The organism is Vibrio sp. SG41-7, from assembly GCF_014164465.1.
Lineage (GTDB): Bacteria > Pseudomonadota > Gammaproteobacteria > Enterobacterales > Vibrionaceae > Vibrio > Vibrio splendidus.
The window spans coordinates 1-452 of record NZ_JACJFF010000356.1 but is presented as its reverse complement, the minus strand read 5'-3'; the positions used below and the strand labels follow the sequence as shown (position 1 = coordinate 452).

The 452-nt window shown below is 36.9% G+C and carries 1 rRNA gene; it reads left to right on the top strand.

From position 1 onward, the window contains the following. Positions 1 to 375 precede the first annotated feature (375 nt). A 16S ribosomal RNA gene (locus tag H5300_RS27080) occupies positions 376 to 452 on the top strand; the annotation flags it as partial.

Below are 452 nucleotides of genomic sequence, written 5' to 3'. Positions count from 1 at the left end.
GCGTATTATACGCGTCCTGCTTAAGTGCTAAGGCACTGAAAGCGTTCTCTTTTTAGAGAACACGCTCTTTAACAATTTAAACCTATCAATCTGTGTGGGCACTCGTTGATGAATATCAAAACGTTTTATCGTTAGATAAAACAGATTCTTCGGAATCAAAATTGATTTCAATGAACTGAGTGACCTGAACTAGAAATAGTTCGAATGCTTTTTGGTTTTGCTTTTTATTAAAAAGTGAAAACAACAAGCGGCACAGTCAATTCATTACCATTCTGTTGGAATGGTAATAGCTTTAGAATTACATGTTTCTGTTCTTTTTCGAAAGAGCGGTAAATATTAGTTTTGAAGTCAGTATTCGTTGAGTCACAAAATCTTAAATTGAAGAGTTTGATCATGGCTCAGATTGAACGCTGGCGGCAGGCCTAACACATGCAAGTCGAGCGGAAACGACA